This window comes from Aquitalea sp. LB_tupeE, assembly GCF_013391415.1.
Classification (GTDB): Bacteria; Pseudomonadota; Gammaproteobacteria; order Burkholderiales; family Chromobacteriaceae; genus Aquitalea.
The window spans coordinates 24,289-47,936 of record NZ_JACAXB010000011.1 but is presented as its reverse complement, the minus strand read 5'-3'; the positions used below and the strand labels follow the sequence as shown (position 1 = coordinate 47,936).

At 54.5% G+C, this 23,648-nt stretch carries 25 protein-coding genes and 1 tRNA gene; 17 read left to right on the top strand and 9 right to left on the bottom strand.

Going from position 1 to position 23,648, the window contains the following annotated elements:
- Positions 1–22 precede the first annotated feature (22 nt).
- Complete coding sequence (gene glnK / locus HWX34_RS04430) at positions 23–361, bottom strand: P-II family nitrogen regulator (protein WP_045845429.1); 339 nt, start codon at positions 359–361, stop codon at positions 23–25.
- Between the two features lie 271 nt (positions 362–632).
- On the opposite strand from glnK, the gene HWX34_RS04425 reads away from it, so the two are divergent.
- The 5 genes from HWX34_RS04425 to HWX34_RS04405 all read left to right on the top strand — a co-directional run bounded on the left by HWX34_RS04425 (position 633) and on the right by HWX34_RS04405 (position 4,088).
- The gene (locus HWX34_RS04425; RefSeq protein ID WP_178971164.1) at positions 633–920 is read left to right on the top strand and encodes an accessory factor UbiK family protein; all 288 of its coding nucleotides are present in this window, start codon (positions 633–635) and stop codon (positions 918–920) included.
- Between the two features lie 5 nt (positions 921–925).
- Positions 926–2,425: a YifB family Mg chelatase-like AAA ATPase gene (locus HWX34_RS04420; RefSeq protein ID WP_178971163.1), complete on the top strand. Its 1,500-nt coding sequence runs from the start codon at positions 926–928 to the stop codon at positions 2,423–2,425.
- Between the two features lie 72 nt (positions 2,426–2,497).
- Entirely contained in the window at positions 2,498–3,268 is a 771-nt protein-coding gene (locus HWX34_RS04415; RefSeq protein ID WP_178971162.1) for an SPOR domain-containing protein, read from the top strand.
- A gap of 26 nt (positions 3,269–3,294) precedes the next feature.
- Positions 3,295–3,912 carry a thiol:disulfide interchange protein DsbA/DsbL gene (locus tag HWX34_RS04410; protein WP_178971161.1) on the top strand — a complete coding sequence of 206 codons (618 nt, stop codon included), beginning with the start codon at positions 3,295–3,297 and terminating at the stop codon, positions 3,910–3,912.
- A gap of 99 nt (positions 3,913–4,011) precedes the next feature.
- Positions 4,012–4,088: transfer RNA gene (locus tag HWX34_RS04405), tRNA-Met, on the top strand.
- Between the two features lie 225 nt (positions 4,089–4,313).
- Here the strand turns inward: HWX34_RS04405 and purB are convergent.
- The 3 genes from purB to ffh all read right to left on the bottom strand — a co-directional run bounded on the left by purB (position 4,314) and on the right by ffh (position 8,056).
- Positions 4,314–5,684 carry an adenylosuccinate lyase gene (gene purB / locus HWX34_RS04400; protein WP_178971160.1) on the bottom strand — a complete coding sequence of 457 codons (1,371 nt, stop codon included), beginning with the start codon at positions 5,682–5,684 and terminating at the stop codon, positions 4,314–4,316.
- A gap of 66 nt (positions 5,685–5,750) precedes the next feature.
- Positions 5,751–6,653: a RimK family alpha-L-glutamate ligase gene (locus HWX34_RS04395; RefSeq protein WP_178971159.1), complete on the bottom strand. Its 903-nt coding sequence runs from the start codon at positions 6,651–6,653 to the stop codon at positions 5,751–5,753.
- A 47-nt stretch (positions 6,654–6,700) separates the two neighbouring features.
- Positions 6,701–8,056 (bottom strand): signal recognition particle protein, encoded by a 1,356-nt coding sequence (gene ffh / locus HWX34_RS04390; RefSeq protein WP_178971158.1) that lies wholly within the window; start codon positions 8,054–8,056, stop codon positions 6,701–6,703.
- Between the two features lie 108 nt (positions 8,057–8,164).
- Here ffh and HWX34_RS04385 point away from each other — a divergent pair, with 108 nt between their 5' ends.
- Together HWX34_RS04385 and HWX34_RS04380 are read left to right on the top strand one after the other, a co-directional pair.
- Positions 8,165–8,986, top strand: coding sequence for an inner membrane protein YpjD (locus HWX34_RS04385; protein WP_062786365.1), 822 nt, complete (start codon positions 8,165–8,167; stop codon positions 8,984–8,986).
- A 37-nt stretch (positions 8,987–9,023) separates the two neighbouring features.
- On the top strand, positions 9,024–9,359 hold the full coding sequence (locus HWX34_RS04380) for a ComEA family DNA-binding protein (protein WP_178971157.1): 336 nt from the start codon (positions 9,024–9,026) through the stop codon (positions 9,357–9,359).
- A gap of 57 nt (positions 9,360–9,416) precedes the next feature.
- Here the strand turns inward: HWX34_RS04380 and HWX34_RS04375 are convergent, their stop codons facing one another.
- Positions 9,417–10,814: a deoxyribodipyrimidine photo-lyase gene (locus HWX34_RS04375; protein ID WP_178971156.1), complete on the bottom strand. Its 1,398-nt coding sequence runs from the start codon at positions 10,812–10,814 to the stop codon at positions 9,417–9,419.
- A gap of 339 nt (positions 10,815–11,153) precedes the next feature.
- Here HWX34_RS04375 and HWX34_RS04370 point away from each other — a divergent pair, with 339 nt between their 5' ends.
- The 7 genes from HWX34_RS04370 to yacG all read left to right on the top strand — a co-directional run bounded on the left by HWX34_RS04370 (position 11,154) and on the right by yacG (position 17,850).
- Positions 11,154–12,242: a porin gene (locus HWX34_RS04370; protein WP_178971155.1), complete on the top strand. Its 1,089-nt coding sequence runs from the start codon at positions 11,154–11,156 to the stop codon at positions 12,240–12,242.
- Between the two features lie 184 nt (positions 12,243–12,426).
- Positions 12,427–14,139, top strand: a complete 1,713-nt coding sequence (gene pilB, locus HWX34_RS04365) for a type IV-A pilus assembly ATPase PilB (protein WP_178971154.1) — start codon at positions 12,427–12,429, stop codon at positions 14,137–14,139.
- A 17-nt stretch (positions 14,140–14,156) separates the two neighbouring features.
- Positions 14,157–15,377, top strand: a complete 1,221-nt coding sequence (locus HWX34_RS04360) for a type II secretion system F family protein (protein WP_131355824.1) — start codon at positions 14,157–14,159, stop codon at positions 15,375–15,377.
- 2 nt (positions 15,378–15,379) lie between these two features.
- Positions 15,380–16,249 (top strand): A24 family peptidase, encoded by an 870-nt coding sequence (locus HWX34_RS04355; RefSeq protein WP_178971153.1) that lies wholly within the window; start codon positions 15,380–15,382, stop codon positions 16,247–16,249.
- Entirely contained in the window at positions 16,239–16,850 is a 612-nt protein-coding gene (gene coaE / locus HWX34_RS04350) for a dephospho-CoA kinase (RefSeq protein ID WP_178971152.1), read from the top strand. Before HWX34_RS04355 ends, coaE begins: the two co-directional genes overlap by 11 nt.
- Before the next feature lie 39 nt (positions 16,851–16,889).
- Positions 16,890–17,648, top strand: coding sequence for a cell division protein ZapD (zapD, locus tag HWX34_RS04345; protein ID WP_045845413.1), 759 nt, complete (start codon positions 16,890–16,892; stop codon positions 17,646–17,648).
- A gap of 4 nt (positions 17,649–17,652) precedes the next feature.
- Entirely contained in the window at positions 17,653–17,850 is a 198-nt protein-coding gene (gene yacG / locus HWX34_RS04340; protein ID WP_178971151.1) for a DNA gyrase inhibitor YacG, read from the top strand.
- Positions 17,851–17,904: 54 nt separating this feature from the next.
- Here yacG and HWX34_RS04335 read toward each other — a convergent pair whose 3' ends face one another.
- Complete coding sequence (locus HWX34_RS04335; RefSeq protein WP_178971150.1) at positions 17,905–19,146, bottom strand: N-acetylmuramoyl-L-alanine amidase; 1,242 nt, start codon at positions 19,144–19,146, stop codon at positions 17,905–17,907.
- Positions 19,107–19,592, bottom strand: a complete 486-nt coding sequence (gene tsaE, locus HWX34_RS04330; protein ID WP_370459671.1) for a tRNA (adenosine(37)-N6)-threonylcarbamoyltransferase complex ATPase subunit type 1 TsaE — start codon at positions 19,590–19,592, stop codon at positions 19,107–19,109. The genes HWX34_RS04335 and tsaE overlap by 40 nt, the downstream gene beginning before the upstream one ends.
- A gap of 45 nt (positions 19,593–19,637) precedes the next feature.
- Here tsaE and queG point away from each other — a divergent pair, with 45 nt between their 5' ends.
- Entirely contained in the window at positions 19,638–20,690 is a 1,053-nt protein-coding gene (queG, locus tag HWX34_RS04325; protein ID WP_255496575.1) for a tRNA epoxyqueuosine(34) reductase QueG, read from the top strand.
- 55 nt (positions 20,691–20,745) lie between these two features.
- On the opposite strand, the gene HWX34_RS04320 is transcribed toward queG, so the two are convergent.
- The gene (locus HWX34_RS04320) at positions 20,746–21,210 is read right to left on the bottom strand and encodes a GNAT family N-acetyltransferase (protein ID WP_178971148.1); all 465 of its coding nucleotides are present in this window, start codon (positions 21,208–21,210) and stop codon (positions 20,746–20,748) included.
- A gap of 2 nt (positions 21,211–21,212) precedes the next feature.
- A complete protein-coding gene (locus tag HWX34_RS04315) occupies positions 21,213–21,632 on the bottom strand; it encodes a MaoC family dehydratase (RefSeq protein ID WP_178971147.1) in 420 nt (139 codons plus the stop codon).
- Positions 21,633–21,872: 240 nt separating this feature from the next.
- On the opposite strand from HWX34_RS04315, the gene HWX34_RS04310 reads away from it, so the two are divergent.
- The gene (locus HWX34_RS04310; RefSeq protein ID WP_178971146.1) at positions 21,873–22,622 is read left to right on the top strand and encodes an electron transfer flavoprotein subunit beta/FixA family protein; all 750 of its coding nucleotides are present in this window, start codon (positions 21,873–21,875) and stop codon (positions 22,620–22,622) included.
- A gap of 3 nt (positions 22,623–22,625) precedes the next feature.
- Positions 22,626–23,558, top strand: a complete 933-nt coding sequence (locus tag HWX34_RS04305; RefSeq protein ID WP_178971145.1) for an electron transfer flavoprotein subunit alpha/FixB family protein — start codon at positions 22,626–22,628, stop codon at positions 23,556–23,558.
- Positions 23,559–23,648: the final 90 nt, after the last annotated feature.

Below are 23,648 nucleotides of genomic sequence, written 5' to 3'. Positions count from 1 at the left end.
CCCTGTATGGCTATAGCGTGACTTAAACCGCGTCGGTACCGGTTTCCCCGGTCCGGATCCGCACGATTTGTTCAAGATCGAAGACGAAAATCTTGCCATCGCCAATCTTGCCGGTGCGAGCCGATTTTTCGATGGCCTCGACGACCTGGTCGAGCAGACTGTCATCAATGGCAATTTCCAGCTTGACCTTGGGCAGGAAGTCCACGACATATTCGGCACCACGATACAGTTCGGTATGACCCTTTTGACGGCCAAATCCTTTGACTTCCGTGACGGTAATGCCTTGCACGCCAATGGCGGATAGCGCTTCACGTACTTCATCAAGCTTGAAGGGCTTGATCACGGCGGTGACCAGTTTCATGTTCACTCCTTTTCGGTGGACCCGGTTAGTTGCTTGCGTTACTGAGAAACACTAGTGCATAAACCGTGCCAGCTTTTTATCTTGCTGTTACCTAAGTGTTTTCCGCGATTAAATCTGTAATTGCTGAGCATGAATGACTGTCAGCACCAAGGCAGAGCATTTATGATTGAGCCTCTGCACTCAATTGGTGCGTTGCTCGCTGCGCTGCAGTGCCGAACGGATTTTGCTACACTCGAAACGGACTATCGATTACCTGCAAAGGAGCACCAAGATGTTGAGTCAGAAGATTTTTGAAGAAATCAGCAGCAAGATCAGCGATACCATCGCAGCCAGTCCGGCCAAGGACATCGAGAAGAACATCAAGGCCATGATGGCATCCACTTTCTCCCGCATGGATCTGGTCACGCGTGAAGAGTTCGATGTGCAGCAGGAAGTACTGATACGTACCCGTGAAAAACTTACTGCCTTGGAGGCCCGCCTGGCCAAGCTTGAAGCCCAGGTTTTCCCTGAGGAGGCCCAGGCCAAGACCGAAGCCCAGGCCGAACTGGGACATTCCTGAGTACAATGGCTCTGGCCGTAGTTGCGAGCCGTGCCCTGGCGGGGCTGCATGCCCCGGAAGTTGCCGTTGAAGTCCATCTGGCCAATGGACTTCCGCAATTCACCATCGTCGGCTTGCCCGACACCGAAGTGAAAGAAAGCCGGGACCGTGTCCGCGCAGCCATTCTCAATTCCGGCTTTGAATTCCCCGCGCGTCGCATTACGGTCAATCTGGCACCGGCTGATCTGCCCAAGGACTCAGGCCGTTTCGACCTTCCCATTGCCATTGGCATTCTGGTTGCTGCTGGCCAGATACAATGCCCACATCTAGCTGACTATGAATTTGCCGGCGAGCTGGCACTGAGCGGCCAACTGCGCTCAGTGCGCGGTGCCCTGGCCATGGCATGTCAAACCCGTCGTGCAGGCCGTGCCTTCATGCTGCCGCGGGACTGCGCACAAGAGGCTGTGCTCGTGCTGGCCGATCAGGTTTATGCAGTGGATAGCTTGCTGCAAGTCTGTGCACACCTGAATGGCACCCAGCTGTGTTTGCCCATTACCGTCAACCAGACTGACTCCCGTCCCGTTTATCCGGATTTGGCCGATGTAAAAGGTCAGGGTGCTGCGCGTTATGCGCTGGAGATCGCAGCCGCAGGTGGGCATAGTCTGTTGCTGGTTGGTCCGCCGGGCACGGGGAAGTCGATGCTGGCATCGCGTTTGCCGGGCATTCTACCAACGATGAATGAGGAAGAGGCGTTGGAAGCTGCCTCGGTTCAGTCACTCGGCAGTCAGGGCTTTTTACTGGAGCAGTGGCGGCAAAGGCCCTTCAGGGCACCGCACCATACTGCATCCGCCGTTGCGCTGGTTGGCGGCGGTTCAGACCCCCGGCCGGGTGAAATCAGCCTGGCGCATCATGGCGTGTTGTTTCTGGATGAGTTGCCTGAGTTCGATCGCAAGGTATTGGAAGTATTACGTGAACCTTTGGAGTCCAAGGTAATCCATATTTCGCGCGCCAGCCGGCAAGCCACTTTCCCTGCCGACTTTCAACTGGTTGCCGCCATGAATCCCTGTCCTTGCGGCTATCTGGGCCAATCATCAGGCCGGTGTCAATGTACTCCGGAACAAATTGCGCGCTATGTCGGCAAGTTGTCAGGCCCGCTGCTGGACCGGATCGACATGCATGTGCAGGTTCCCGCCCTCAAGGCAGATGAATTGACCAGTGCAGAGGCAGGGGAGGCAAGCGATCTGGTGCGTATCAGGGTTCAGCAGGCGCGTAATGTTCAGTTGCAGCGCCAGGGATGCAGTAATTCCCGCTTGTCGGGCCTTGCGCTCGAGCAATATGCTGCTGCCGACCCGGCAGCGCTGGCATTGCTGGCAGGCGCTCTTGAGAAGTTGGGGCTGTCTGCCAGAAGTTATCACCGGATTTTACGTATCGCACGTACGGTGGCGGATTTGGAAGGAAAAGTGAAACTGGAGCGACATCATATGCTGCAAGCCATTCAATTAAGAAGGAGTGGTTTTGCTGCGTGATACGGTAAATATATTTTCGTCTGGTTTTAATAGATAATGTACCGATTGATTGTATGGAAATGGTAGTAGTACATGGCAAATCGTGATGTGAAGAATTCTTCTCGTTCCAGCACTTCCGGGCGAGGACGCCCTGGTCGCAAGAGTGGGGGGGGCGGATTGGTAGCGGGAATTGTCATCGGCCTGATCGTGGGGGTTGTTGTTGCAGTTGGCCTGGCCATGTATCTGAATCGTTCCGCAACGCCATTTTCCAATCTGGAAAAGCTGGATCGGAAAGCCGGTTCCACCGCTTCGGCGCCATCGACCGAGCTTTTGGAACCAGGCACCAAGATTGCCGATGTACAAGCGAATCAACCCGCGCCTGTGGCATCTGCGCCGGTGAAGCTTGAACAGCCGGTACCGCCTCCTATGCCTGCGGAGCAACCTGCCGCAACAAGTACAGCGCCTGTGGCAAGCACCAAGAGCAAACCGGCTACCGCTGCTCCGGCCACTACGGGTAAGGATGAGCAACGTTTTGATTTTTACAAAATCCTGCCGGGCCAGGTGGATGCCGTGCCTGCCGATGGCAAGGCTGCGAGTAAAGACCGGGAACCTTCTGCTGCTGCAGCAGCCAAAAAGGTCTTCCTGCAACTGGGCTCTTTTCAGAATGAAAATGAGGCCGACAACCTCAAGGCCAAGCTCGCCTTGCTTGGTGTCGAAGCCAAAATCCAGTCTGTTACGATTCCTGACAAGGGCATGGTCCATCGTGTCCGTATCGGCCCCTTGAGCAAGCCTGAAGATATAGATCGCTTGCGCGCCCAGTTGAAGCAAGATGGTATCAATGCTGCCGTCGTCAAGGCAGAGTGAGTCAAATAAACGTCTAGAGGACAAAAATGAACAAATGGTTGTTGATGACCTTGTTGCTGGTCAGTGGTTTTGCCAATGCAGCTTCCGAGCTGGGCAAGGATTATGTGCTGATGGCCAAGCCGCAGCCGGTGGCGAATCCCAAGAAGGTTGAGGTGATTGAGTTTTTCTCCTACACCTGCATCCATTGCTTTCATCTGGATCCGCTGATTACCGCCTGGGAAAAGAAAAAACCGGGCTATGTCGATTTCCGTCGTGAACAGATTGTTTGGCAAAAGCCGATGGAAGGTTTTGCCCGCCTGTTTGCCACGCTGAACGTGACTGGTTATATGGGGAAGCTGAATGCGCCGGTTTTCGATGCGGTGATGCAGCAAAAAATCAATCTGGCCGATCCTTCGGTGCTGAATGACTGGCTGAAAAAACAGCCTGGTGTGAACCTGGCCAAGTTCATGCAAACCTATAACTCCTTCGGTATCAACAGTCAGGTCGCGCGCGCCAGCCAGATCACTCGCGCCTACAACATCGAAGGAACGCCTACCATTGTTGTGAATGGCAAGTATGCGCTGTCCCCTGCTGCTCCGGAGCGTCTGATCGAAGTGCTCAATGACGTCATTGCCAAAGCCAAGGCTGAAAGCAATATCAAGTAATGCATGTACTGATGGCGGCGCCTGCACTTGCAGGCGTTTGCTTTTTGCGGACGAAAACTTGACGCTTTGATAAATAGCAGGTACTATTCATTTCTCTGACGCGGGGTGGAGCAGTCTGGTAGCTCGTCGGGCTCATAACCCGAAGGTCGTAGGTTCGAATCCTGCCCCCGCAACCAAGTTTTCAAGAAAAGACCACTCAACAGAGTGGTCTTTTCTTGTATGTGCGCAAGCACACCAATTACGTTCAGTTTGCTGTTCAGGAACGTATTCCCTCGAGTCATATTTTCGGGCCGTCTTCTTTGGAAGATGGCCCATTTCTTTTTCTGATGCATGCCTAAGGCAACAATAGACAATAAAAAACCGCCTTCATTGAAGGCGGTTTGCTTGGCCGATGGGGATGATCAGATGCGCTTTGCCAGTTCCGCAGCCTTGCCAACGTAGGCAATCGGGGTCAGTTCCAGCAGGCGTGCCTTTTCAGCTTCCGGAATTTCCAATCCCTTGATGAAGGCGGACAGCGTTTCGCGAGTAATGCCATCTTTGCCGCGGGTCAGCTCTTTCAGTTGCTCGTAAGGGTTGGGTACACCGTAGCGGCGCATCACGGTCTGGATTGGCTCGGCCAGCAATTCCCAGCTGCGACCCAATTCTTCGGTAATGGCTGCCGGGTTGATTTCCAGCTTGTTCAAGCCCTTTAGGCAGGCCTTGAAGCCCAGCATGGTGTAACCAAAGCCAACACCCATATTGCGCAGTACAGTGGAGTCGGTCAGGTCACGCTGCCAGCGGGAAACCGGCAGCTTTTCAGCCAGGTGTTGCAGGATGGCATTGGCCATGCCCAGATTGCCTTCGGAGTTTTCGAAGTCGATCGGGTTGACCTTGTGCGGCATGGTCGAACTGCCCACTTCATCCTTCTTCACTTTTTGCTTGAAGTAGCCCAGCGAGATGTAGCCCCAGATGTCGCGGTTCAGGTCGATCAGGATGGTATTGACGCGGCCTACCACCTGGTACAGCTCGGCCATGTAGTCATGCGGCTCGATCTGGATGGTGTAGGGATTGAAGGTGAGGCCCAGTCCAGAGACGAAGCGGCCGCACAGGCTTTCCCAGTCGATTTGCGGATAAGCCACCAGATGCGCATTGTAGTTACCAACGGCACCGTTGATCTTGCCCAGGATTTCCTGCGACACCAGTTGTTCACGTTGGCGCTTCAGGCGATAAACGGTGTTGGCCAGTTCCTTGCCCATGGTGGACGGCGTGGCGGGTTGGCCATGGGTACGGCACATCATGGGCAGGTCAGCCAGTTCGTGTGCCAGCTGTTGCAGCTTGTGAATCACTTCATCCAGTGCCGGCAATACCACGGTATTACGTGCGGTCTTCAGCATCAGGGCATGCGACAGGTTGTTGATGTCTTCGGAAGTGCAGGCGAAGTGAATGAACTCGCTGGCAGCCATGACTTCGGCATTGCCGGAGAGGCGTTCTTTCAGCCAGTATTCAATCGCCTTGACGTCATGGTTGGTGCGGGCTTCAATTGCCTTGACCTCTTCACCATGCTGTACGGTGAAGTTGGCAATGACGTCATCGATTTCGCGGATGGTCGCTTCGGAGAAAGGTTTCACTTCCTCGATGCCCGGCTCGGCAGCCAGCATTTTCAGCCATTCCAGTTCAACCTTGATACGGAATTTCATCAGGCCATATTCGGAGAACAGGTTGCGCAAGCCTTCAACCTGGGCGGCGTAACGGCCATCCAGAGGACTCAGGGCGATCAGCGGGTTCAGATTCATGACGAGGTATTTCCAAACGTGGTATGCCGGACATGCCGGCAGGTTTCAGTACAAAACAAATCGGTTTTACAGCATGGTCAAGCGGCGTGCTAATCCGCTAGCCAGGCTATCGGCGGCTTCAGGCCGATAGCGGAAAAAAAGCTCCGGTTCAATCATTTCAACTTCCATGATCGCTAGCTGACCAGCATTGTCACGCACAATATCCACACGCGCATAAAGCACATCAAACGGAATCGCCGCAATAGCATGTTCAGCAAACTGCTGCTCTTCAGTGCTGGCGGCATGCGCATGCACGCTGCCGCCGTGATCATCCTGTACCCGGAAGTCGCCGGTTTTTGGCGTCTTGCGGATGGCATGGCTGAACTGACCGTCAATTACCATCAGCGATACCTCGCCTTCGGCCAGAATGGCATGCTGGAAAGGCTGTAACAGCAAGGCTTCCTGTTGCACCAGTTCAGCGAAAGTGCATTCCAGTTCCCGAGCATTATCGAGAGAAATACGATAAGTATGCCGTGCAGAGCCTGATACAACTGGTTTGAGAATGGCATCCGTCCAGCCACTCTCAGCCAGGCATTGTGCCAAGGTGTGTGTATCACCCTTTTCAATGTAGTGGGTGTTCACCACATTGATGCCTTTTTCTGCAAGGAAGCGCAGATAATGTTTGTCGATATTCCAGTCTATCAGTGCTGCACCATTAAACAGGGTGGTCTGCTTGGCCACCTTGCTCAGCCAGGGGCGGAATTCCGCATAGCGGTCAAAGTAGTCCCAAGTGGTGCGAAACAGCAGGCTGCTTGTTTGTTTCCAGTCAAAATCCGGGTCATCCCAAGCTTTGCGTGTTACCCGCAGCCCCTGTCGTTGCAGGGCATCGAGGACTAGTCCATCCTCCAGGTGAACCTGTTTGCTATACCAGTCGGTAAGATCCAGGTCCAGCAGAGTTTGCTTGGTCAGCACGACAACATCGAACTGCATTCATTTCCTTCACATCAAGAAAAACGGGTGACTCGCACCCGTTTTGCTTACATACCCGGCATCATGCCTTTCATGCCACGCATCATCTTCATCAGTCCACCCTTGGCAGAGAACTGTTTCATCATCTTTTGGGTCTGCTCAAACTGGTTCAGTAGCCGGTTGACTTCCTGCACGGTTACGCCGGAACCGGCCGCAATGCGACGCTTGCGACTGGCCTTCAGCAGTTCCGGCTTGCGGCGTTCTTCCATGGTCATCGAGTTGATGATGCCTTCGATACGACGCATGGATTTTTCAGCTTCCGCACCCTGAATACCCTTGGCCATCTGGCCAAGCTGACCTGGCATTTTTTCCAGCAGATTGGACATGCCGCCCATTTTTTTCATCTGCTGCATCTGGGCCTTGAAATCCTCCAGATCAAAGCCCTTGCCGGATTTCAGCTTCTTGGCCATGGCCGCGGCTTCGTCCTGATCAATCCCTTTCTGGACTTCTTCGATCAGGGACAGCACGTCACCCATGCCCAGAATACGGCTGGCAATACGATCCGGGTGGAAGGGCTCAAGACCACTTACTTTTTCGCCCACGCCGATAAACTTGATCGGCTTGCCTGTGATATGACGTACAGACAGCGCCGCACCACCGCGCGAGTCGCCATCCATCTTGGTCAGGATGACGCCGGTCAGTGGCAGGGCTTCATTAAAGGCCTGGGCAGTATTGACCGCATCCTGGCCTTGCATTGCATCCACCACAAACAGCGTTTCGACCGGATTGATGGCGGCGTGTACCGCCTTGATCTCGGCCATCATCGCTTCATCAATGGCCAGGCGACCGGCAGTATCCACCATCAGCACATCAAAAAAGTGACGCTTGGCGTGATCGACAGCGGCACGAGCGATATCCACCGGCTTTTGATTGCCATCGGACGGGAACCACTCAACACCTACCTGTTCAGCCAGCAATTTCAGCTGTTCGATGGCCGCGGGGCGGTAAACGTCAGCGGAAACCACCAGAACTTTCTTCTTCTGGGTTTCTTTCAGCAGTTTGGCCAGCTTGCCAACGGTTGTGGTTTTACCAGCACCTTGCAGACCAGCCATCAGTACAATGGCTGGCGGAACAGCTGCCAGGTTGAGGGCGTCGTTTTTCTCCCCCATCAATTTGACAAGTTCTTCGTTGACCACGCCGACCAGGGCTTGCCCCGGTGTCAGGCTGCCCATGACCTCCTGGCCCAGAGCACGTTCCTTGATCTGGGAAATGAATGCCTTCACAACAGGAAGTGCGACGTCGGCTTCCAGCAATGCCATGCGGACTTCCCGCAGTGCATCCTGGATGTTGGTTTCGGTCAGGCGGGCATTGCCGCGCAGGTTCTTGATGACGCCGGACAGGCGGTTGGTCAGGTTGTCTAACATGCTGAGTCCTTCTGTCTGCCAACAAGGGACAGGTTGGTGTAGACTTTCAAACTTACGATTTTACCACGAGCTGCCGGGTTGACGCCCGCAAATGATGGCGCTAACACCATGACCGCGTTTCTTTTTTCCCTGACTATTCTGCTGAGTCTGGCCTATGCCGGGCTCTCATGGCATTTCATCGGTAACTGGAAGGGTGTTGCCAGTTTGCCGCGTAACCCGAAACTGGAGCATACCGCGCTGGGTTTCTTGCTGTTAGTGCATGCCTATGCGGTAGTGTCTCCTTTGTCGGAAGGCGTGATGTTTTCTTTGGGAGTGGGGCGTGCCCTGTCGGTTGTGGTTTGGATGATGCTGGTGATTTACTGGACATGCGGCTTTTTCTACCGGGTAGAGGGCCTGCAGTTGTTCATGATGCCATTGGCCGTATTCACACTGGTGTTCTCGCTGGTATTTCCGGGTGAGCACATCATCCATGACCTTGGCAATCCGGCTTTCGCCCTGCATGTTTTGGTATCGATTGTGGCTTACAGTCTGTTTGCCATTGCAGCGTTGCTGGCCGTATTGATGTTGTTCCTCGAGAAAGCCCTGCACGACAAGCGTTGGTTATCGCTGGTACGACAGCTTCCGCCTTTGCTCTCGTTGGAAAAAATGATGTTTCAGGTAATCGGCATCGGCTTCCTGCTGCTGACGGTGTCCCTGCTGACCGGCATCGTTTTTTCTGAAGAGGTGTTTGGCAAAGCAGTTGCCCTGAGCCATAAGACAGTCTTTTCCGTCATCTCCTGGTTATTGTTCGCTGCTTTGCTCTTGGGTCGACATTTCAAGGGATGGCGCGGGAAGATTGCCATACGCTGGACACTGGCTGGCTTCGGGACCTTGTTGCTTGCTTACATCGGTAGCAAAGTAGTACTGGAATTACTGTTGCATCGTTATTGACTGGAATGTTTTCAATCAATGTAAGGAGCCTCGTTTCATGAAAAAACTGTTTGCGCTGATTGTTGGTATGTTTTTTATCTGTGCCTCTGCGCTGGCCGCTATTAACATTAATACGGCTAACCAGCAGCAGCTGGAGTCCCTCAATGGTATCGGCCCGGTAAAAGCCAAAGCCATTATCGATTACCGCACCAAGAATGGTGCATTCAAGACCGTGGATGACCTGAAGAAGGTAAGCGGTATCGGCGACAAGACACTGGAAAAGTTGAAGAAGGACATCAGTGTTACTGGTGCCAGTGCGGTGCCTGTTCCTGGGGCAACAACTTCCAGCAAGGCTGCGGCACCAGCCGCCAAGCCAGCGCCGGCTAAGAAGTGAGTTGTTCGCCCGATTGTTGTAAATGAAAAGCGCCCGAAAGGGCGCTTTTTGCGGTTGTTACTCCTTATTCTTACCAAACAGCATCAAGGCTTTCTGTCGCTGTTCTGCATGATCAACCAGTGGTTTCGGGTAGTCTCTGCCAAGTTGAAACCCCATGGGCGGATTTTTGGCCAACCATGGAGCATGAATGTCCTTGTTGTTGAACTCGGCCAGTTCGGGTACATAGCGACGGATGAACTTGCCATCAGGATCAAACTTGGCGGACTGGGTGACCGGGTTGAAGATTCTGAAATATGGTTGGGCATCGCAGCCCGTTGATGCAGCCCATTGCCAGCCACCATTGTTGGCAGCCAAGTCAAAATCCAGCAGCTTCGCGGCGAAATACGCTTCACCCTTGCGCCAGTCAATCAGCAAATCCTTGACCAGAAAACTGGCTGTAATCATGCGTAAGCGGTTATGCATGTAGCCGCTCTGGTTCAGTTGGCGCATGGCCGCATCGACAATCGGATAGCCTGTCCGTCCTTCCTGCCATGCAACCAGCCACTCTTCCCGATCCTCAAATGCAAGCTGGCGATACTCTTCCTTGAAACTCTGTTCGGCCGCGACGGGGAAGTGCCAAATCAGCTGCTGATAAAAATCACGCCAGATCAACTCGCCCAGCCAGCAATCAGCCCCCTCTCCGCCTTGCATGCAGGCAAACTGAACCAGTTTTCTGATTGAAATAGTTCCAAAGCGCAAGTGGGTGGAAAGATAGGACACACCTTTGGTTGCCGGATAATCACGCCATTCCTTGTAGTGTGTGATGCGCTGACAAAAGTCGGCAAAGAGATGCTGTGCCGCATGACTACCGCCTTTCAGGCTCACCAGGCCGGGTTTAAATCCCAGCTCTTCCAGTGATGGAGTAGGGGAGGAGCTCCACCTGTCCATGTGCTCCAGATATTGGAGCGTTGGATAAGCTTGCATGTAAAAGCCATCCAGTTTTTTCAGCCATGCATTCTTATACGGTGTGAATACCGTGTAGGGTCGTCGTGTGGTCGTCAGAACCTCATCTGTTTCAAAGATGACCTGATCCTTGAATAAGTGCAGTTGACGTCCCTGTTGTGCCAGTTGCTCGGCGACATGCAGATCACGCACCTGTGCGGCAGGTTCGTAGTCACGGTTGGCAAACACTGACTCAGCCTGCCACTGTCGCGCCAGTGCCTGAACGACATCACTGGCTTGCCCTTGTGCCACATGCAAATCGCTGCCTATGCGATTCAGCTCCTGACGTAGCTCGACAACAGATTGCCAGATGAAGTCAATCCGCCTGTCATCTGCAGCAAGACCATCGAGGATTTCACGATCAAAAACAAACAGGCAGCGAACCGGTTTTCCGGCTTTCAGTGCATGGTATAGCGCAGCATTGTCATCCAGCCTCAGGTCGCGGCGGAACCAGAATATATTGATGTTGAACATGATGGGGCGTTGTCAGGTGATGTGAGGGTGGGCAAAAACAGTCCATTATTAGCATTTTTGCAACACTTTGCAGGGGTTGTTGTTTTTTTGGTTTAACCGTTTCTCAGGGTTGTTTTTTTAAAATAATCAATAAAAACAATGTGTTGATGTTTGTGTGTCGGCTGTGGGTGTTAGACCGTCGCCACGTATTTGCTGCGATGTTTTGTATTTTTGCAACGGGCGTTTTATATTTCAGCCAGCAACCAGCCGATCAATCGGCGGTGAAAAAATGTCCGGGTGCCCTGCGCTGGTAAGGCAATCTAACAGGACTACATTAACTGACTTCGAAAGGAATTAGCGATGAACAAGAAGCTGATCGCCCTGGCTCTGGCCGCTCTGCCGGTAGCTCACGCAATGGCTGATGTAACCATTTACGGCACTATCGAAGCCGACGTGGAAAGCAGCAAGACCTATGGTGCGAACTCCGCTGCCAACAACACTGGCAAGCTGAAGTCGATTACCCGTGTTGACGATACCGGTTCCCTGATCGGTTTCAAGGGTAACGAAGACCTGGGCAACGGCCTGAAAGCTATCTGGCAAGTTGAACAAGGCCTGAACATCGACGGCACCACTGGTTCCTCTTCCGGTAACGGCTACAGCAACACCTTTGCAAGCCGCGACTCTTTCGTTGGTCTGCAAGGTGCTTTCGGTAAAGTTCGTTTGGGTAAGCTGAGCTCGTTCCTGAACTCCGACGCTGGTGCCCCGGATGCATGGATTTATGGCAACCAAGGTGTTAACGGTCAGTCCTACAGCTCGATCAACCAACTGGACAATCGTTACGCTAACTCGGTTCGTTACGACATCCCCGAGTTCGTTGCAGGTCTTAGCGGCGCCGTTCAGTATGGTGTTGATGAAACCAACGTAAACAACAAGAAGAACGAGTGGAGTGTTGGTGCAACTTATACCAACTCTGGCTACTTCGGTACTTTTGGTTACGTTCGCACCGCCAATGCTATTGCAACTGACAAGGCATCTAACTACTGGCGTTTGGAAGGTGGCTATAATGCCAACAACATCCTGGCTGCGGCTTACTATGGCCATTCCAAGCTGGGTGCGTCTTCTGACGTTGTTGCTAATAACTTCGCTGGTGCCACCACTGTTGGTTCTGCGGCTGTTACCCATAAAGAAGCTGGTCTGACCTTGGGTTACACCATCGGTGCAATCACTCCGAAATTCTCCTACGGTCGCGTATGGGGTGCTTCGGTTGAAGGTGGTTCCGATATCAAGGGTCACCTGAACCAGTACGTTCTGGGTGCTGACTATGCTCTGAGCAAGCGTACCACTGCTTACGCTTCCTACGGCTACGTTCAAAACACCTATCGTGATTCCAGCGATAACAAGTACTCCAACGAGCACACTGTTGCTGTTGGCGTTCAGCACAAGTTCTAATTCTCGTTTAGAGAGTTAAACTTAAGAAAAGGACTGCTTCGGCAGTCCTTTTTGCATTATTCTGCTGGAGTGGCGGGATAGTGAGCGGGTCGGACCAGGGGGCCTGCCACTTTGCCCGTGCAACGCATATAATGCCAGCATGCCATATGGCTTGATTGGTAGCGTCTAGTCGCGAAGGGGAGTTATGGAAGCTTCTGCTGGGATATCTGGTCTGGGAAGAGCGCTGGTTCAGAACAATGCATTGCTATTGCAGGATGCAGAGGCGATCCAGCGTCAGGCGCAGGCATCTGGCATCAGTTTTGTTGAGCAACTGATTGCCAGCAAGAAGATGTCCGCAGTGGAAGTTGCCACGTTTGCATCGGGGGTGTTTGGTTACCCCTTGCTGGATATGAGTGCCATCGACCCCGTTCAACTGCCCAAGGGGTTGGTTGACGATGAGCTGATTGGCAGTCGTCGTCTGGTTCCTTTGTTCAAGCGTGGCAATAAATTGTTTATTGGTACGTCCGACCCGACTCAGACATCCGCATTTCACGCGATTACTTTCAAGACCGGGCTGACGGTTGAAGTCGTGGTAGTTGAGGATGACAAGCTTTCCAAAGTGATTGGAAAGTACACCGAAGATGCTACGGCGGCCATCAAAGCGTTGGAAAACGAAGAGTTTGGTGATTTGGAGTTCGTTGATCCGGATGAGCCGACGCCGCATAGTGAAACTAATCAGCCTGATGTAGATGATGCCCCTGTCGTCAAATTCATTCACAAGGTTCTGCTGGATGCCATTAACGGTGGAGCATCCGATGTCCATTTTGAGCCTTATGAAAAGTTTTACCGCATCCGCTATCGCGTAGATGGCCAGCTGAAAGAGATTGCGCAGCCCCCTTTGCTGCTAAAAGAAAAAATAGCATCCCGCATCAAGGTGATATCGCGCTTGGATATTTCCGAGAAGCGCGTACCACAAGATGGCCGTTTGAAGCTGGTGTTGTCCAAGACACATTCAATTGATTTTCGTGTCAGCACCTTGCCAACCCTGTTTGGCGAGAAGATCGTGATGCGTATTCTGGATGCTTCTGCCGCATCGCTGGATATCGAACAGCTGGGTTTTGAGCCGGAGCAGAAGAAAATGCTGCTCGAGGCTATCGCACGTCCATACGGTATGGTGCTGGTAACCGGGCCTACCGGTAGTGGTAAGACGGTTTCGCTATACACTTGCCTTAATATTCTGAACAAGCCGGATATCAATATTTCAACGGCCGAAGATCCGGTGGAAATCAACTTGCCTGGTATTAACCAGGTGAATGTTAACGAAAAGGCCGGTCTTACCTTCTCATCGGCTTTGAAAGCGTTTCTCCGGCAGGATCCGGACGTCATCATGGTGGGTGAAATTCGTGATTTCGAAACGGCAGACATCTCCATCAAGGCGGCGCAGACCGGTCATATGGTGTTTTCCACCTTGCATACCAATAATGCGCCAGCCACCTTGACCCGTTTGCTGAATATGGGTGTGGCACCATTCAACGTAGCCAGCTCGGTACTGTTGATCATGGCCCAGCGTCTGGCCAGGCGCTTGTGCAACCACTGCAAGGCACCAATAGATATTCCTGAACCGGCATTGCTGCGGGCGGGTTTCCGCCCGGAGGAACTAGATGGCAGCTGGAAACCATACGGTCCGGTTGGCTGCGACGAATGCCGTGGCTCGGGCTATAAAGGACGTACCGGTATTTATGAGGTCATGCCCATCAGTGATGCCATGACCCGTCTGATCATGCAGAATGGTACTGCCATTGATATCAGCGACCTTGCCTTGCAAGAGGGCATGATTGATTTGCGGCATGCCGGCTTGATGAAGGTGAAGCGTGGGCTGACCTCGCTGGCCGAGATCGAGGCTGTGACCAACGATTAGGTATAAGAAAGAAAACCATGGCAACCGTGGCGAAAAAGGTAAACCCGGGTTTTATCTGGGAATGGGAAGGCAAGGATCGCGCAGGAAAGGTGGTGCGTGGCGAGTTGCGTGCCGAAACGGAGGCCGTCGCCAAGACCCAGCTGCGCCGGCAGGGCATTAATGTCGTCAAGGTTAAACGCCGTCGTAGTGGTTTCGGTCGCAAGATTACCGAAAAAGACATCACTTTGTTTACCCGTCAGCTTTCCACCATGATGCGGGCCGGGGTGCCCTTGCTGCAGGCATTTGATATTGCCGCCAAAGGTCATGGTAACCCTGCGGTCACCAAAATGTTGCTGGAAGTTCGTGCCGATGTAGAAACCGGTTTGTCGCTGGCCGAAGCTTTTCGCAAGCGGCCATTGTATTTTGACAAGCTGTTTTGCAATTTGATTGCAGCTGGTGAAACGGGTGGTGTACTCGACTCCTTGCTGGACAAGCTGGCGACCTACAAGGAAAAGGTGATGGCGATCAAGGGCAAGATCAAGTCTGCCATGATCTACCCCACCGCCATTGTGGCAACTGCCTTCATCATTACTGCCGTAATCATGATTTACGTTATCCCGGCATTCAAGGATCTGTTCTCCAGTTTTGGAGCGGATTTGCCTGCCCCAACACTGATTGTCATCTGGTTGTCCGACTTCTTCGTACATTGGTGGTGGCTGATATTCGGTAGCATATTTGGTGCAATCTTTGCCTTTTTCTACGCATTCAAGCGCACGCCCAAGCTGCAGGAGCAATTTGACCGCATCCTGCTGAAACTGCCCGTCATCGGAGACATCATTCGCAAGGCTACCATTGCCCGATGGTCACGCACTTTGTCTACCCTGTTTGCTGCCGGTGTTCCCTTGGTCGAGGCACTGGATTCTGTTGGCGGTGCATCAGGTAATCAGGTGTATAGCGAGGCGACAAAACTGATTCAAAATGATGTCAGTGCAGGTTCCAGCCTGAGCTATTCCATGCAGCGCACCGGGTTGTTTCCCAATATGGTGCTGCAAATGACGTCTATCGGTGAGGAGTCCGGTTCACTCGACCAAATGCTGGACAAGATTGCCGACTTTTATGAAGAAGAAGTGGATAACGCCGTTGCTTCGCTTTCCAGCTTGCTGGAGCCAGCCATCATGGTGATTCTCGGTGTGCTGATTGGCGGTCTGGTCATCGCCATGTACATGCCGATTTTCAAAATGGGTCAGGTGGTGGGTTAAGCATGGGGGAAATCGGAAGTCTGCTGTCAGCAAATGCTGGCTTGCTGGTGGTGATGGCGTTGTTGCTGGGCTTGTTGGTCGGCAGTTTTCTGAATGTAGTCATTCATCGTTTGCCGGTCATGCTGGAGCGTGGCTGGCAGCGCGAATGCGATCGATATCTCGGTCGGGATATGCAGGAAGCAGCACGATACAATCTGCTGGTGCCGGCATCACATTGCCCTGAGTGCAAGCAGGCCGTACAGGCTTGGCAAAACATTCCCTTGCTGAGTTATGCCTTGCTGCGCGGCCGCTGCGCGCACTGTGGCACCGGAATCAGCTGGCGCTATCCAGCAGTAGAGTTGCTCACCGGACTGTTATTTGCTGTCGTGGCATGGCGCTTTGGCTGGGGTGCGCCCATGCTGGGTTATTTGCTGCTGACGGCGGTACTCGTCGCATTGACCTTCATTGATGCAGACACTCAGTTGTTGCCTGATGACTTGACCTTGCCCTTGGTGTGGGGCGGTTTGCTATTCAATCTGTATACCGGAGCGGTTGCGCTTGAGGATGCGGTCATCGGGGCAGTTGCCGGTTATCTGAGCCTATGGCTGGTTTACTGGCTTTTCAAGTTATGTACTGGCAAGGAAGGCATGGGCTATGGTGACTTCAAGTTGCTGGCAGCTTTCGGCGCCTGGCTGGGTTGGAGCATGTTGCCTCTGATTATTTTGCTTTCCTCCCTGGTGGGGGCGGTGGTTGGCATTGTCCTGATGATGTTGTCGCGTATCGGCCGCGGCCAGGCCTTGCCGTTTGGTCCTTATCTGGCTGCTGCCGGGTGGATTGCACTGCTATGGGGCAAGCAAATCGTCAGTTGGTACCTGGGTAGCTATGTCCATTAAGGTCGTTGGCCTGACCGGTGGAATTGGTTCGGGCAAGAGTGCAGCCGCTAGCCATTTTGCTGCGCTGGGGGTGGATGTTGTGGATACCGATGTGATCGCCCATCAGCTGACTGCCGCTGCTGGCAAAGCGATGGCACAGATTGTGGCCGCTTTTGGTGATGCTGTACTGGATGTCAGCGGTGCCATGGACAGAAAGCGAATGCGCGAATTGGTGTTTGCCAATCCGTCGAGCCGTCAGCGCCTGGAGAGCATCCTGCACCCGCTGATCATGGAGCAGAGCGTGCAACAGCTGGCAAATTCAACAGCACCATATGCCGTATTGGTGGTACCCCTGCTGTTTGAAAGCCCGGAATACCGGGCATTGGTGCAGCGCACTCTGCTGGTGGACTGTGACGAGGATTTACAGTTGCAGCGTGTGCAGGCACGCAGTGGTTTGACCGCAGAAGCAGTGCGCGCCATCATGGCGGCGCAAATGAGCCGCGCCCAAAGACTGGCACTGGCCGATGATGTCATTGATAATGGCGGCACACTTGCAGCATTACAGCTTCAAGTCGAGGCCAAACACCAGTATTATCTTGCAAACCTTGCCCACGGCGCGTGACAAGGCATTTTCCAAGCCACCAAGAAGGGCAGACGTCTTGTGATCAGTTTCGAGTTTCCTGTCACCGAGCGAACCCGCACATTGCTGCGTCTGGAGCAGTTGTATGATCGGCTGGCCTATTTTCTGGGCAAAGACCATGCAATGGACCACCATGCGGCGTTGCTGGTGTTGTTCGAGTTGCTGGAGACCGCATCTCGTGCCGACCTGAAAGCCGATTTACTGCAAGAACTTGAGCGTCAGAAGCAGGTGCTCGAAGCGCTGCGCGAGAATCCGAATGTGGCTGAAGACAGCCTGGACAAGGTGCTGGATGAGATTGAACTGGCCGCCGGAAAGCTGCATGGCATTACCGGCAAATTCGGCCAGCATCTGCGCGAAAACGAATGGCTGATGGCCATCAAACAGCGTGCAGGAATCCCCGGCGGGACTTGCCAGTTCGATCTACCATCCTACTACCTGTGGCAACAGAAGCCAGCTGAAGAGCGACGCCGTGACATGCGTCGCTGGGCTGCCCCCCTGATGCCCACGGCAGAAGCGGCCCGCATTTTGTTGCATCTGCTGCGCGATAGCGGCAAGACACATCATTATGTCGCCCGTAATGGTGCGTTCCAGCAGATGTCTGGAGGCAAGGTGGTGCAGATGATCCGTATTGCCTATGATCCGGCCCTGAACGTGCTGCCGGAACTCTCGGCCAATAAATATGCCATCAATGTCCGTTTTGTCAGCGCAGTCACCGGTGAGAGCCGTCCGCGCCAGACCGAGTCGGATGTTGAATTCACTTTGACCAACTGCAAGTTCTAGCCTTATGTCCCAAGCTGTTCGTATTGTGTCCTGTCCCACTTGCGGCTCCGCTGTGCGCTGGGAGCCCGCCAGCCAGTATCGTCCCTTTTGTAGCGAGCGCTGCAAGATGATTGATCTGGGTGAGTGGGCCAACGAGACCTACCGTGTGCCTGCGGTAGAGGAAAGCCCGGATAGCGAGATTGATCCGGCGCGCTACCGCTGATCCATTCAAGAAAAAAGCCCGCGCTTGCGGGCTTTTTTGCGTCCTGTTGCTGCTTCAGGCTCGTGCTGCCAGCGCAGCACCCTGGGTGAAATAGGTTTTTACGCCACTGAGGATGGAGCCTGCCATTTGTTGCTGGAAGTCGCTGTCCAGCAGGCGTTGCTCTTCTTCCGGATTACTGATGAAGGCAGTTTCTACCAGAATGGACGGGATGTCCGGTGCCTTGAGAACAGCAAAGCCGGCTTGTTCAACCTGGGAACTGTGCAGTTTGTTCAGGCCGCCCACCTTGCCCAGCATGATCTTGCCCAGTTTCAGGCTGTCATTGATGGTGGCGGTCTGGGTCAGGTCCAGCAAGGTGTGCGCCAGGAATTTATCCTTGCTGGCTATTTTCACGCCGCCAATCAGGTCGGAGCTGTTTTCCGACTGGGCCATGGTCTTGGCAAAGGCGCTTGAAGCCCCTTTTTCTGACAAGGCAAACACCGAAGATCCGCGTGCGCTGCGGTTGGGGGCTGCATCTGCATGGATGGAAATGAACAGGTCGGCATTCAGCTTGCGCGCCTTGGCTACGCGCACACCCAGCGGGATGAAAATGTCTTCTTCCCGGGTCATGAACGCCTTCATATTGCGTTCGGCATCAATCATGCGTTTCAACTGTTTGCCGATACGCAACACGATGTCTTTCTCGCGCGTGCCATTCATGCCAATGGCACCTGGGTCTTCACCGCCATGGCCAGGGTCCAGCATCACCACGATGGGGCGATTGCTGTCGTTTTTCTTTGGTTTCACCTGCGGTGGCGGTTCGGTCAGCTTGCCCTTGTTGTAATCGTCCAGTAGCGCCATCAGTGGGTCGTCTTGCGCGCCGCTGGAAGGGTAGAGGTCGATCACCAGGCGGTGTTTGTATTCGGCCACCGGATTCAGGGTAAAGGCCTGCGGTTTGACATCGGTTTTGAGTTCCAAAACCAGGCGGACAGTGTCCGGGCTGAATTGCCCGGCACGGGCTGTCCTGATATACGGGTCGGCATCGGCAATCTGGCTGCTGATGTCTTTCAGCACGCTGTTGAGCTGCACGCCTTCCAGATCAATTACCAGCCGGTCAGGATTGCTGATGGTGAACTGTTTGAACTTGATGGCATCGCTGGCTTCCAGCGTGATGCGGGTATAGCTGGACGCCGGCCAGATGCGGATGGCAACCACCTGGCTATTGCTGGCAAAGCCCAGCTTGCTGACGCTAAGCAAAAAAGTAGCGGCAGCCGCACCAATCAGGCGGCGGCGGATGGGGTCGAAAGTCGAGTCAGGCATGACTGTCCGGTTTCTGTTCTTGCAGTTAAACGATACGTGCGACCTGTGTTGCTGACTTCAAGTTCCAGTGTCAGGTCGGCTGATGGCAGCAAATCTTGGGCCTTGTCCGGCCATTCAACCAGACAAACGCTATCCGTGCCGAAGTAATCACGGAAACCTGCATCATCCCATTCTTCGGGGTCAGCAAAACGATACAGGTCAAAATGGTGGATGGTGAAGTCGGCAAACGGGTAGCTTTCCACCAGTGTGTAGGTGGGGCTCTTTACCTTGCCATGATAGGCCAAGCCAGCCAGCAGGCCACGGGTAAATGTGGTTTTTCCTGCGCCCAGGTCGCCTTGCAGGAAAATGACCACCCCTGCCTGCAGTACGGCAGCCATGCTTGCGCCCAGCGCAAGGGTTGCTGACTCATCGGGCAGGTTGCCACTGCGAACACTGGTATCATCCATGGCCATATGACTGAGAAATCCTATCAAAAACTGGATTATCCCGAATTGGCCGGGCAAATCAAAGCCTGGGCGCAAGATTTGGGTTTTGCCGCAGCCCGCATCAGCAAGGCCGAGCTGCCGCCAGAGGCCGAGGCACAGTTACAGGCCTGGCTGGATGAAGGCTGCCATGGCCAGATGGACTACATGGCTCGCCATGGCAGCCTGCGGGTCAAACCGGCTGACCTGGTGCCCGGTACCCTGTCCATTGTCAGCGTCCGTCTGCCTTACTGGCCGGCGGAAGCGAGTGCCAGCGAAGATGTGCTGGCTGATGGCCATCTGGCCTATCTGTCGCGCTATGCGCTGGGGCGGGATTATCACAAGGTGTTGCGGGCACGCTTACAGAAGCTGGCGGACAAAGTGGCCGCGCATATCGGTCCGTTTGGCTATCGTGTGTTTACCGATAGTGCGCCGGTAGCCGAAGTGGCACTGGCAGCGCAGTCCGGTCTGGGCTGGCGTGGCAAGCACACTTTGCTGTTAAACCGTGAGCAAGGCTCGCTGTATTTTCTGGGCGAATTGTTTACCGACCTTCCGCTGCCTGCTGATTTGTCCGAAGCAGGACACTGCGGTCGGTGTACCCGCTGTATCGATGTCTGTCCGACCCAGGCCATCACCGAACCTTATAAAGTGGATGCACGACGTTGTATTTCCTATCTCACCATCGAGTTGAAAACGGCTATTCCGCTGGAATTTCGCTCCATGATTGGCAACCGTGTCTATGGATGTGACGACTGTCAGCTGACCTGCCCGTGGAACCGTTTTGCCGTGCATACCAGTGAGCCGGACTTCGCCGTGAGGCATGGTCTCGATCAAGCCAGCCTGCTGGAATTGTTTGGCTGGAGTGAGGCCATGTTCAAGGATAAGCTGGCCGGCAGCCCGATTTACCGTATCGGTTACGCCAAATGGCTCTCCAATCTGGCGGTGGGGCTGGGCAATGCGCCGTATGATCCGGCCATTGTGGCTGCGCTGGAACAGCGGCTGGATTGGCCGGACGAACTGGTGGCCGAGCCGGTGCGCTGGGCGTTGGCCTGCCAGCATCAGCGGCAACAACAAGCCAAATAAAAAAGGGAGCTTGCGCTCCCTCGTGGTGTGGCTGCGGCCCAGATTAATCCAATGTTTACTTCAATGGCTTGGTGAAGTGAAACGAGGAAATGCTGAAGCCCTGGCGGAAGTACAGGCGATGGGCTTCGGTACGCCAGGTGCCGGAATCCAGCACCTGATAGCCACAGCCCAGCCGGCGGGCTTCTGTGGCACACCAGTCCAGCAACAGACTGCCGATACCGCGTGAGCGGTGCGCTTCGTCACTGACCAGGTCGTCGATGTAAAGCCGCATATCCTCATAGGTATTTTCATAGACCCGGAACAGCGCAAGGCCAAGAGGCCGACCATCCCTGTCCACTGCGGCAACCATGCGGGCACCGTAGCTGCACACCCGTTGCATTTTTGCTGCATATGCAGCACCGTCCAGGGGCAACATGGGGCGTAGCTGATGATGCAGCTGGCTGCAGCTGGCCAGCAGCTCTGGTGCAATGACATGGCCCTGCTCATCGGTCAGGGCGACCACCTGCAAAGTTGTGTTCATCTTTACTCGGAGCGGCTTGGCGCAATCACCAGCGACTCACCATCCAGAATCACCTTGCCTTGTACCAGGCATTGGGTGGCCAGCTTGACGCGTTTTTTCTCGGGGAAAATTTCGACCACGGTGGCGCGGGCGGTGACGGTCTGGCCGATGCGTACCGGTGCCTTGAAACGGGTGGATTGCGACAAATAGATGGTGCCATTGCCCGGCAGCTTGGTGCCCACCACGGTGGAAATCAGACTGGCGGTCAGCATGCCATGGGCAATGCGGCTCTGGAACGGTGTGGTTTCGGCATATTCCTGGTTGATATGCACCGGATTGTCATCGCCGGAGACCGCAGCAAACATCAGGATATCGGCTTCGGTAATGGTTTTGGCGTACTCGGCGGAGTCGCCAATCTTGATATCTTCAAAGTAGACAGTCATGCATGTTTCTCCGGCTATGACGTTGAAATTGTTGCACTGCATTGTGCCATGCGGCAGACGAAATGCAAATTAAGCGGAAATGACGTAGTATCTGCAATCAGTTGTTTTTTTGCTACGTGTCACACACAAATAATCAACCAAACGCTCGTTTGAAAAAGCGTTGGGGCATAATCGGGAAACACCACGGTAGCAAGTCCCTTCCCAGTTCGATTAACCCAGAGAGCTATTCGCTGGAGGAATATGAAAGTTCTAGTCGCTGTTAAACGCGTTGTCGATTACAACGTGAAGGTTCGCGTAAAGGCCGACGGTTCTGATGTGGATGTCGCCAACGTCAAGATGTCGATGAACCCCTTTGACGAAATCGCGGTAGAAGAAGCCGTGCGTCTGAAAGAAGCCGGCAAGGCCAGCGAAATCGTGGTCGTGTCCATGGGCGTGAAGCAGTGTGAGGAAACGCTGCGCACCGCCCTGGCCATGGGTGCCGACCGCGCCATCCTGGTGGAAACCGACACCGAACTGCAGCCCCTGGCCGTGGCCAAGCTGCTCAAGGCCGTTGCAGACAAGGAACAGCCACAGCTGCTGATCGTCGGCAAGCAAGCCATCGATGACGATGCCAACCAGACCGGCCAGATGGCTGCTGCCCTGCTGGGCTGGGCGCAAGGCACCTTCGCCTCCAAGGTGGATATCGCTGCCGAAACCGTGGATGTGATCCGCGAAATCGACGGTGGCCTGGAAACCGTCAAGCTGCGTCTGCCGGCCGTTGTCACCGCCGACCTGCGCCTGAACGAACCGCGCTTCATCAAGCTGCCCAACATCATGGCCGCCAAGAAGAAGCCGCTGGACAAGACCAGCCCGGCCGACCTGGGTGTGGACGTTGCGCCGCGCCTGAAAACGCTGAAAGTGGCCGAACCGGCCAAGCGCTCTGCCGGCATCAAGGTAGCCAACGCTGCCGAGCTGGTAGCCAAACTGAAAAACGACGCAAAGGTGCTGTAAGCCATGGCCATTCTCGTTATCGCTGAACACGACAACCAGAGCCTGAAAGCAGGCACCCTGAATACCGTAACCGCCGCTGCAAAGCTGGGCGAAGTGCACGTGCTGGTAGCCGGTCACAACGCCGCTGCTGCTGCCGATGCCGCCAAGAGCGTGGCTGGTGTGAGCAAGGTCCTGCTGGCTGATGCCGCCCAGTACGCGCATGGCTTGGCCGAATCGCTGTCCGCCCTGGTGGTGGAAGTGGCCAAGGGCTACAGCCATGTACTGGCTCCGGCCAGCTCCTTTGGCAAGAACCTGCTGCCGCGCGTGGCTGCTTTGCTGGATGTGGCGCAGATTTCCGAAATCACCGCCATCGAATCCGCCGACACCTTCGTGCGCCCGGTTTACGCCGGTAACGTGCTGGCTACCGTGCAATCGGCTGACCCCATCAAGGTCATCACCGTGCGTACCACCGCGTTTGACGCGGCTGGCCAGGGTGGCAGCGCCGCTGTTGAAGCCGTGGCTGCGGTGGCTGATACCCAGCTGTCCAGCTTTGTCGGCCAGGAGCTGACCAAGTCGGACCGTCCGGAACTGGGCGCTGCCAAGATCATCGTCTCCGGTGGTCGTGCGCTGGGGTCGGAAGAACAGTTCAAGTCCGTCATCGAGCCGCTGGCTGACAAGCTGGGTGCTGCTGTGGGTGCTTCCCGCGCCGCGGTTGACGCTGGCTACGCCCCGAACGACTACCAGGTTGGCCAGACCGGCAAGGTGGTGGCACCGCAACTGTACTTCGCCGTGGGCATTTCCGGTGCCATCCAGCATCTGGCTGGCATGAAGGACTCCAAGGTGATTGTGGCGATCAACAAGGACGAGGAAGCGCCGATCTTCCAGGTGGCCGATTACGGCATCGTGGGTGACTTGTTCACCGTGGTGCCGGAACTGCTGGCCGAGCTGTCCAAGTAATGGTGTGCGGGGAGGGGTAACCCTCCCCATCCGAGCAGGCAAGATAGCCGCCGGATCAAAACAAAAAAACAACCGGCAACGACCGGTCTG